This is a genomic window from Rahnella perminowiae (genome assembly GCF_019049755.1).
Lineage (GTDB): Bacteria > Pseudomonadota > Gammaproteobacteria > Enterobacterales > Enterobacteriaceae > Rahnella > Rahnella perminowiae.
On sequence record NZ_JAFMOS010000451.1, the window covers coordinates 1 to 9,960 of the forward strand.

10 protein-coding genes and 1 tRNA gene are annotated in these 9,960 nt (G+C 52.8%); 9 read left to right on the forward strand and 2 right to left on the reverse strand.

The window, feature by feature from the left end:
• The first annotated feature begins 224 nt into the window (after positions 1-224).
• Positions 225-755: a class IV adenylate cyclase gene (locus J1785_RS07650; protein WP_129992023.1), complete on the forward strand. Its 531-nt coding sequence runs from the start codon at positions 225-227 to the stop codon at positions 753-755.
• Between the two features lie 63 nt (positions 756-818).
• Here J1785_RS07650 and ygfZ read toward each other — a convergent pair whose 3' ends face one another.
• Complete coding sequence (ygfZ, locus tag J1785_RS07655) at positions 819-1,811, reverse strand: tRNA-modifying protein YgfZ (protein WP_217219167.1); 993 nt, start codon at positions 1,809-1,811, stop codon at positions 819-821.
• Positions 1,812-2,089: 278 nt separating this feature from the next.
• Here ygfZ and sdhE point away from each other — a divergent pair, with 278 nt between their 5' ends.
• Together sdhE and J1785_RS07665 are read left to right on the forward strand one after the other, a co-directional pair.
• Positions 2,090-2,356 carry an FAD assembly factor SdhE gene (gene sdhE, locus J1785_RS07660; protein WP_129955005.1) on the forward strand — a complete coding sequence of 89 codons (267 nt, stop codon included), beginning with the start codon at positions 2,090-2,092 and terminating at the stop codon, positions 2,354-2,356.
• Positions 2,337-2,789: a protein YgfX gene (locus J1785_RS07665; protein WP_129954896.1), complete on the forward strand. Its 453-nt coding sequence runs from the start codon at positions 2,337-2,339 to the stop codon at positions 2,787-2,789. Before sdhE ends, J1785_RS07665 begins: the two co-directional genes overlap by 20 nt.
• A gap of 45 nt (positions 2,790-2,834) precedes the next feature.
• Here J1785_RS07665 and fldB read toward each other — a convergent pair whose 3' ends face one another.
• Complete coding sequence (gene fldB, locus J1785_RS07670) at positions 2,835-3,353, reverse strand: flavodoxin FldB (protein ID WP_013574110.1); 519 nt, start codon at positions 3,351-3,353, stop codon at positions 2,835-2,837.
• 147 nt (positions 3,354-3,500) lie between these two features.
• Here fldB and xerD point away from each other — a divergent pair, with 147 nt between their 5' ends.
• From xerD to J1785_RS07700, 6 genes are all read left to right on the forward strand, one after another.
• Entirely contained in the window at positions 3,501-4,412 is a 912-nt protein-coding gene (gene xerD, locus J1785_RS07675; protein WP_217137562.1) for a site-specific tyrosine recombinase XerD, read from the forward strand.
• Positions 4,413-4,437: 25 nt separating this feature from the next.
• A complete protein-coding gene (gene dsbC / locus J1785_RS07680) occupies positions 4,438-5,157 on the forward strand; it encodes a bifunctional protein-disulfide isomerase/oxidoreductase DsbC (RefSeq protein WP_129954897.1) in 720 nt (239 codons plus the stop codon).
• Between the two features lie 6 nt (positions 5,158-5,163).
• A complete protein-coding gene (gene recJ, locus J1785_RS07685) occupies positions 5,164-6,897 on the forward strand; it encodes a single-stranded-DNA-specific exonuclease RecJ (protein WP_129954898.1) in 1,734 nt (577 codons plus the stop codon).
• A 129-nt stretch (positions 6,898-7,026) separates the two neighbouring features.
• Positions 7,027-8,125 (forward strand): peptide chain release factor 2 gene (gene prfB, locus J1785_RS07690; protein WP_129954899.1). Its coding sequence is split into 2 segments (ribosomal slippage): positions 7,027-7,101 and positions 7,103-8,125, totalling 1,098 coding nucleotides; the frame shifts between segments, so codons are not numbered across the junction.
• A 9-nt stretch (positions 8,126-8,134) separates the two neighbouring features.
• A complete protein-coding gene (gene lysS, locus J1785_RS07695) occupies positions 8,135-9,664 on the forward strand; it encodes a lysine--tRNA ligase (protein ID WP_217137553.1) in 1,530 nt (509 codons plus the stop codon).
• 151 nt (positions 9,665-9,815) lie between these two features.
• A tRNA-Gly gene (locus J1785_RS07700) sits at positions 9,816-9,889 on the forward strand.
• Positions 9,890-9,960: the final 71 nt, after the last annotated feature.

A 9,960-nucleotide genomic window follows, 5' to 3' on the forward strand; every position in this document is an offset into this window, starting at 1 on the left:
ATCCATATCATTCTGGACTCTGGCCTCCGGCCTTTTCTGGCGTGATGTGAAAGGTGCATGCAACACCCGATGCTGCGAGTTTATCTGCTAATGGGGGGAAATACGTGAAGGAGTGACAAAGAATTTGCGCTCTGTGGAGATGATGATCTTCACAAAACCACGGTACGGTCATTTAACGTTCATTATACCCGTGTAAATAACATAAACTTTTAAGGGAGTAAGTGATGGCCAGAAATATTGAGATTAAAGCCCGGATCGATGATTTTTCCGCACTGTATGAAAAAATTGCGCTGCTATCTGATGGATTGCCGGATCTCATTGATCAGGATGATACCTTTTTCGTGTGTCCGCACGGCCGCCTGAAATTACGCACATTAGCGCCCGATCGCGGTGAGTTGATTTTCTATCAGCGCCCTGACAAGGTTGGCCCTAAAACCAGTTTCTACACGCTTTCACCCACGCAGGATCCTGACAGTTTGCGCGAAACCCTGACACTGGCCTATGGCGCTGCCGGGCGTGTCATCAAACAGCGCACCCTTTTTATGATCGGACAAACCCGACTGCATCTCGACAGGGTAAAAGGACTGGGCGATTATCTGGAATTCGAAGTCGTACTTGCTGATGACGAAACACCGGAGCAGGGCATTGTCATTGCTGAGGACTTACTGGAACGGCTGGGGATTAACCGGCAGGAACTGGTGGATCAGGCGTATGTTGATTTGCTGAATGCGCAAGGCCGACGCCCTCACGATTAAATTTACCATTGCCGCCCTATATCTTTAAGGCGGCAATATGCTGAAGTGACTTCATGCTGAAAGCTACTTCGTTTCTTCCAGGGAATAAGGCAACGGCTGAATGCGCAACTGACTGGTGGCGTCATCGCGCACCCGCAGACTGGCATCGGCTTCCAGATCATTATTCAGTACGGCCTGAACCCAAAGCGTACCGTCGCTGAGCTGAACCGCCGCCAGTACGGTGCCTGTCCGGCGCCAGTTTTCACCCAATTGTAATTCGAGGTCGTCAGCCGGTGCTGGCACTTTACTTGCTTTACCTGCCAGCCAGTACAATGCACGTTTGTTCGCACCGCGGTATTTCGCACGAGCCACCATTTCCTGACCGGCGTAGCAGCCTTTAGTAAAACTGATGCCGTCAAGCGCCTGAATGTTAGTGGCCTGCGGGATAAACTGTACGGCGTTGAGGGTGTCAATCACCGGGAAACCGGCCTCGATATCCAGCGCCAGCCATTGCTGGCTGTCGTTGCGTTGTGCCTGCTCACCCAGTTCTTCCACCACCTGACGGGCTTTTTCCGGGCTGGTGACAATCAGATAACGTTCGGCTGGCAGAGAGAAATGCAGCAGGGTAGTTTCATCTTGTTGCACGACTTGCTGTTCAGCCGTTGGCAAGGTTGAAAAAAGCCCGGTCAGTGCAGCACTGGCCTGAAAACCTGCCACACCGAGCAAAACCACATCGTCATCGGCAGTGAAAGTCACTTTAGAAAATACGGCGTACTTTTTGATTTCCGTTAACTGGGTGTCGCGCACATTGCGGCGTTCAATAAACGCCATACCATCGCCACGCTTGAACAGACGCAAATCACTCCACATTTTCCCTTTCGCATCACAGTGCGCACAGAGAATATGCTGATCGGCGGCCAGCGCATCGACATCCGCGGTAACCTGACCTTGCAGGTATTTCACGGTGTCTGCACCGGTCATGGTCACCAGTGCCCAGTCTTCCAGTGAAATCAGCGTTAGCGGAAGATGGGAGGATGCTGAAGGTTTTTGCGGTGGAAAGGGAAAGTCGTTAGCCATTTTCTGATCCCGGTCTATGAAATGTGACTGATGCCTCATGGTAAAAGAGCCCACCCGCTTTGAAAACAGTTATTGGTGCCTTTTCCAGGATACCTTCCAGAGAATGTAAGATAAGCGACAGGTTTGCATCAGGTTTTCCAGCACATCACATAGATTGACAAAACAGGGCACTGAAAAATTACGCCCCTGCGCAACGGGCTGTTAGAATCGCTTTCTATATAAAAGAATTCTCATTGTGTATCCTAAAAAAGAGTCTTGTTATGGAAAGCAAAAACCCACTGGATATTAATAATCGTTCCCGCGTTCACTGGGCTTGCCGCCGCGGTATGCGCGAGCTGGATATCTCCATCATGCCGTTCTTCGAGTATGAATATGATTCGCTGAGCGATACTGATAAAGAAGTGTTTGTCCGCCTGCTGACCTGTGACGATCCGGATTTGTTCAACTGGCTGATGAATCACGGTGAACCGAAAGACACCGAATTACAGCGTATGGTTGCCCTTATTCAGACTCGAAACAAAGCCCGTGGCCCTGTGGCGATGTGATCTCCGGGTGTCCTGGCGCAGTCAGCTCATTTCACTGGGATGTTACGGTGGCGTGATGCTGCTTATTTTGCTGGCACCCTGGCCTGCAGGTTACTGGCCGGTATGGATGACGTTGCTTTTGCTGGTGTTGTTTGAATGCATCCGTAGCCAGCGGCGCATTACAGCACGCACGGGCGAAATGATCCTGCTTGAAGATAATCGTCTTTTGTGGCGCGGCCATGAATGGCAGATTAAACAGCCGGTATGGATGATAAGCCATGGTGTGCTGCTCTCGTTGCGTCGCGAAAAGCGTAAAGGCGGGCTGGCACAGGCGATGCGCAGTTCAAGGCAGCGGTTATGGCTGGCATCGGACAGCATGAGTCTGGAAGAATGGCGGCGGTTGCGACAGATATTGCTCAGCGGTGCACCGCGCAGCCCGGCAAAACCGGGCTGAAAGGGCCATGTTCATGGAAAGCTGACGCCGGGATTTTATGCGGCGTTAAAGCAGCGCATCCATTTCCAGCAGGATCTGTTCGCACCATTGTTGCAGACGTTCTTCGGTGAGATCGAACTGGTTCACATCATCCAGAGCCAGCCCGACGAAATGTTTACCGTCCGCACTCAGCGGTTTCGGGCTGGTAAACTCAAAGCCTTCCGTCGGCCAGAAACCAATGAAATGCACGCCAAGGGGAACCAGCTGATGATAAAGCATGCCGAGCGCGTCAAGGAACCATTCGCCGTAGCCGAGCTGATCGCCCATGCCATACATGGCTACGATTTTGCCGCGTAATTTAAGCGTCGGGAGTTGATTCCAGACCGCTTCCCAGTCTTCCTGGATTTCACCAAAATCCCATGTCGGGATGCCCAGGATCAGGATGTTGTAGTCTTCCATCCTGTCGGGATCAACATCTTTTATGTTATGCAAATCAACCAGTTCTTCACCTAAAATGTCGCGGATTTTTTCCGCTGCCATTTCGGTGTAACAGGTACTGGAACCGTAGAAAAGTCCGATCTTCATACTTGCTGCCATAACGTTATCAGAATACGAATGACAGGCAGTGTAGCAGATCCGGGCACAGGAAAGGCATAATGGCCGTCATGAGTAAGAGGAGTCGGGATGCCAAAACAAGATAATGCGAGCCAGCGGGATGTGACACCTGAGCAGATGGCCCGGGCGGTCAACGAAGCCGATCAGAGTCTGACGGAGCAGTTTCTGGACATGCTCTGGATTGAACGCAATCTTGCTGAAAATACACTGTCATCCTATCGTCAGGATCTGAAATCTCTGCTGGGCTGGCTGCATCATAATAATACGGATCTGCTGCATGTCAGCGCCGAAGATCTGCAGTTGTTTCTGTCTGAGAGGATCGAAGGGGGATATAAAGCCACCAGCTCAGCACGGTTGCTCAGCGCGATGCGCCGCCTCTTTCAGTACATGAACCGCGAATCCGTGCGTCAGGATGATCCGACCGCGTTGCTGTCTTCGCCAAAATTACCGCAACGCCTGCCGAAAGACCTCAGCGAAGCGCAGGTTGACGCCTTACTGGCTTCACCGAGTGTCGATGTGCCTCTTGAACTGCGCGACAAAGCTATGCTGGAACTGCTTTATGCCACCGGTTTGCGTGTTTCCGAACTGGTCGGGCTGACGCTCAGTGATCTGAGCCTGAGGCAGGGAGTGGTAAGGGTTATCGGTAAAGGCAATAAAGAACGGCTGGTGCCGATGGGCGAAGAAGCCGTGTACTGGATTGAAAACTATTTCGAGCATGGCAGGCCGTGGCTGCTGAACGGGCAATCGCTGGATATCGTGTTCCCCAGCAACCGGGCGCAGCAAATGACACGCCAGACATTCTGGCATCGCATCAAACACTATGCGATCCTTGCGGGCATTGATGCAGAGCGGCTGTCTCCCCACGTTCTGCGCCACGCTTTCGCCACCCACTTATTGAATCACGGCGCAGATCTGCGCGTGGTGCAAATGTTGTTAGGTCACAGCGACTTATCGACCACACAAATCTATACCCATGTAGCGACTGAACGACTCAAACAGCTACATCAACAACATCATCCCCGTGCGTAACAGGCCGGAGAAAAAGGACGACATGATGAAAAAAGGTTTAATGCTGCTGACGCTTATGGCTGCGTGTATGAGTTCCGCCGTCCATGCTGACGAAGCAGCCATCAAAGCCACGCTGGGCAAACTGGGCATGAGCCATGCCGAAATCCAGCCTTCGCCGGTAACCGGCCTGAGCGCGGTCTCTTCCGACAGCGGCACCCTTTACATTACCGACGACGGAAAACACGTTTTGCAGGGGCCGCTGTATGACGTCAGCGGCAGTCATCCGGTTAACGTCACCAACAAAGCGCTGGTGAAGAAGATGGATGCATTACAAAACGAGATGATCATTTACAAAGCCAAAAACGAAAAGCATGTGATCACGGTATTTACCGACATCACCTGTGGCTATTGTCACAAGCTGCATCAGCAGATGCAGGACTATAACGATCTTGGTATAACCGTGCGTTATCTGGCCTTCCCGCGTCAGGGATTGAATTCTAAAACCGAGAAAGACATGCAGTCGGTCTGGTGTACAGGCAACCGCAAAACCAGTTTTGATGCGGCAATGCGTGGCGATGATGTTACGCCGGCAACCTGTCAATCCAGTGATATTGCGAAACACTTTGAGCTGGGCGTCCAGTTCGGAGTGACAGGCACTCCGGCCATTGTGCTGGAAGACGGTACTTTGATCCCTGGCTATCAGCCGCCAAAAGAAATGGCTGCCATGCTCGACCAGCAGGATCCTTCACATAAAACCGGTGGTTGATTTTTCGTGACCTTGCAGACCCAACTTCGCCGTCGGGAGGCGGCGGCTGGCGTGGATCTTCCCGCCGAACTCTCCCCGCTTTTACGCCGCCTGTATCTCGCCCGCGGTGTGACACAAAGCCAGGAGCTTGAGCGCAGCGTACGTGGCATGCTGCCTTATCAGCAACTTGATGGTATTGATACCGCCGTTGCCTTACTGCAAAAAGCACTGGCTGAACGTCTGCGCATAATTATCGTTGGCGACTTTGATGCTGATGGCGCAACCAGTACTGCGCTCACATTGCTCTCGTTGCGCAGTATGGGCTGTGGGAACCTGGATTATCTGGTGCCGAACCGTTTTGAAGATGGCTATGGTCTCAGCCCGGAAGTGGTCGAACAGGCGGCGTCACGCGGTGCAGAGTTGATCCTCACCGTTGATAACGGCATTTCTTCCCACGCGGGTGTGGCGCTTGCCCATGAAAAAGGCATTCAGGTGCTGGTCACCGATCACCACTTGCCGGGCGAAACATTGCCGGATGCCGAAGCGATCATTAACCCGAATCTGGTCGGCTGCGAGTTTCCGTCCAAATCGCTGGCGGGTGTTGGCGTGGCATTTTATCTGATGCTGGCGTTGCGCAGTGCATTACGCGAGAGCGGCTGGTTTGAACAACACGGCCTGGCTATCCCGAATCTGGCGGAACATCTGGATCTGGTGGCGCTTGGCACCGTGGCTGACGTCGTGCCGCTCGATGCCAACAACCGCATCATGGTGTATCAGGGGCTGAACCGTATTCGTGCCGGAAAATGCCGGGCGGGGATCCGTGCTCTGCTGGAAGTGGCCGGGCGCGAAGCCCGTACGCTGTGCGCCAGTGATTTAGGTTTTGCGCTCGGGCCACGGCTGAATGCCGCCGGACGTCTTGATGATATGTCGGTTGGTGTGGCGCTTTTACTCAGCGAAGACATCGGGCAGGCGCGTGCGCTGGCCAGTGATCTGGATGCGCTGAACCAGACCCGCCGTGAGATAGAGCAGGGCATGCAGGTCGAAGCACTGGCGCTGTGTGACAAACTGGAACGCAGCACCGACGCGCTGCCGTTCGGGCTGGCGATGTATCACCCCGAATGGCATCAGGGTGTGGTTGGCATTCTGGCATCACGCCTGAAAGAGCGCTTTAACCGTCCGGTGATAGCCTTTGCACCAGCGGGTGAAGGCATTCTCAAAGGCTCCGGCCGTTCTATCGCCGGTTTGCATATGCGTGATGCGCTGGAGCGTCTCGATACACTCAATCCCGGACTGATGATGAAATTTGGCGGCCATGCGATGGCGGCTGGCTTATCGCTTGAAGAGAGCAAGTTCGATGAATTTCGCGATAAATTCGCTGAACTGGTGGGCGAATGGCTGGATCCCGCTCATCTTGAAGGTGTGATCTGGTCGGATGGGGAACTGACTGCCCGCGAGCTGACCCTTGATACAGCTGAAATGCTGCGCGATGGCGGCCCGTGGGGACAGGCGTTCCCGGAACCAACCTTTGACGGCAGGTTCCGCATCCTGCAACAGAAACTGCTGAAGGAGCGTCATCTCAAGCTGATGATTGAACCTGTCGGCGGTGGTCCGCTTCTTGACGGCATTGCCTTTAATATCGATCCGACTTTCTGGCCGGACAGCAGTATCCGTGAAGTGCAGTTGGCCTACCGGCTGGATATCAATGAATTCCGTGGAAATCGCAACGTTCAGTTGATTATCGAACATTTATGGCCGAAATAAGCGATTTACGCCGGCAATAAACCCTGCAAAAAAACGGCTCCTTGCTATAAAAAGACCGCTAATTCCGTTAGAATCTGCGGTTCGAATGGCATTGGGCCAACTCCGAATCTAACGTAAGACGCGAAAATCATGTTTGAAATTAATCCGGTTAAAAACCGCATTCAGGACCTGTCCGATCGGACAGTGGTTCTTCGGGGGTATCTTTGACTATGATGCCAAGAAAGAACGCCTCGAAGAAGTAAACGCCGAGCTGGAACAGCCGGACGTATGGAACGAGCCAGAACGTGCGCAGGCGCTGGGCAAAGAACGTTCCTCTCTGGAAGCTATCGTTGAAACCATCGATGAGTTGTTGCAGGGCGCAGAAGATGTCACCGGCCTGCTGGAACTGGCTGTAGAAGCCGACGATGAAGACACCTTCAATGAGACGGTTGCTGAACTCGATGTACTGACCGCCAAACTGGAACAGCTTGAATTCCGCCGCATGTTCTCCGGTGAATACGACAGTGCGAGCTGCTACCTCGATATCCAGGCCGGTTCCGGTGGTACGGAAGCACAGGACTGGGCGAGCATGTTGCTGCGCATGTATTTGCGTTGGGCAGAAGCCAAAGGTTTCAAAACTGAAGTTATCGAAGAATCGGATGGTGAAGTGGCAGGGCTTAAATCTGCGACCATCAAGATCATCGGCGATTATGCGTTTGGCTGGCTGCGTACCGAAACCGGCGTCCATCGCCTGGTGCGTAAGAGCCCGTTTGATTCCGGCGGTCGTCGCCATACCTCGTTCAGTTCCGCGTTTGTGTATCCGGAAGTGGATGACGATATCGAAATCGAAATTAACCCTGCCGACCTGCGTATCGACGTATACCGCGCGTCAGGTGCGGGTGGTCAGCACGTCAACAAAACGGAATCTGCGGTACGTATTACCCACCTTCCGACCAACATTGTGACCCAATGTCAGAACGACCGTTCCCAGCATAAAAACAAAGATCAGGCCATGAAGCAGATGCGTGCGAAGCTTTATGAGTATGAGATGCAAAAGAAAAATGCGGACAAACAGCAGCTGGAAGACAACAAGTCTGACATCGGCTGGGGCAGCCAGATTCGTTCTTACGTGCTGGACGATTCCCGTATCAAAGATTTACGCACGGGTGTTGAAACGCGAAATACGCAGGCCGTACTGGATGGCGACCTGGATAAATTCATTGAGGCAAGTTTGAAAGCCGGGTTATGAGGAACCAAAATGTCTGAGCAACAACCAGCAGCGCAAAGTGCAGAAAATGTACCAGATCTTAACAACGAGCTGAAATCTCGTCGTGAGAAGCTGGCTTTACTGCGCGAATCCGGTATCGCTTTCCCTAACGATTTCCGTCGTGACAGCATCTCTGATGAATTGCATGCGAAATATGGCGAAAAGACCAACGAAGAACTGGAAGCATTAAACATCGAAGTCACCGTGGGTGGCCGTATGATGACCCGCCGTATCATGGGCAAGGCGTCTTTTGTCACCCTGCAGGATGTCGGCGGCCGTATCCAGCTTTACGTGGCTCGTGATGATCTCGCTGAAGGCATCTATAACGAGCAATTCAAAAAATGGGATCTGGGCGATATTCTGGGTGCGACCGGTAAGCTGTTCAAAACCAAGACCGGCGAGCTGTCGGTCCATTGTTCTGAACTGCGTCTGCTGACCAAAGCGCTGCGTCCGTTGCCGGATAAATTCCACGGCTTGCAGGATCAGGAAGCGCGTTACCGTCAGCGTTATCTCGACCTGATCGCTAACGAAGATTCCCGTAAAACCTTCAAGATCCGTTCTCAGATCATGTCGGGCATCCGCAGCTTCATGGTGGAAAACGGCTTCATGGAAGTCGAAACCCCGATGATGCAGGTGATCCCTGGCGGCGCGGCGGCGCGTCCGTTCATCACTCACCACAATGCGCTCGACATCGACATGTACCTGCGTATCGCGCCGGAACTGTATCTGAAACGTCTGGTTGTTGGCGGCTTCGATCGCGTATTCGAAATCAACCGTAACTTCCGTAACGAAGGCGTTTCTCCGCGTCACAACCCAGAGTTCACCATGATGGAACTCTACATGGCGTACGCGGATTACAAAGACCTGATCGTTCTGACCGAATCCCTGTTCCGCACCCTGACTGAGTCCGTTCTGGGCAGCAGTGTGGTGCAGTATGGCGACCAGACCTTCGATTTCGGCAAGCCATTCGCCAAGCTGACCATGCGTGAAGCGATTTGCAAATACCGTCCGGAAACTGACGTTGCGGATCTCGACGATCTGGCAAAAGCGACCGCTATTGCAGAATCACTCGGTATCAAAATCGAGAAGAGCTGGGGCCTGGGCCGTATCGTGACCGAGATCTTCGAAGAAACTGCCGAAGCACAGCTGATCCAGCCAACGTTCATTACGGAATATCCGGCAGAAGTTTCTCCGCTGGCGCGCCGTAATGATGTGAACCCTGAAATCACTGACCGTTTCGAATTCTTCATCGGTGGGCGTGAAATCGGTAACGGCTTCTCCGAGCTGAACGATGCAGAAGACCAGGCACAGCGCTTTGCTGATCAGGTTTCTGCGAAAGATGCAGGCGATGACGAAGCGATGTTCTATGACGAAGACTACGTGACAGCGCTGGAACACGGCCTGCCACCGACTGCCGGTCTGGGCATTGGTATTGACCGAATGGTGATGCTGTTCACTAACAGCCACACCATCCGCGACGTCATTCTGTTCCCGGCGATGCGTCCGCAGACTCAGAAATAAGTTTTCTTCAGAAACTACAAAAGGGCGCTCCGGCGCCTTTTTTCATGCTGCAGATCACGACAAATGCTAACTGCTTAAAACTCCAGCGCTTATCCGCAATCACGTCTTGCTCCGCCGTCGTAACCGGTTATAATGCCAGTCGCACACCTAAGCGGGTGTAGTTCAATGGTAGAACGAGAGCTTCCCAAGCTCTATACGAGGGTTCGATTCCCTTCACCCGCTCCAAAGATTTTCTTCTCAAAAATCACTCAATCTCGCAAAAAATTCACTACCCACTCCCGATTATTCGTAGTTCC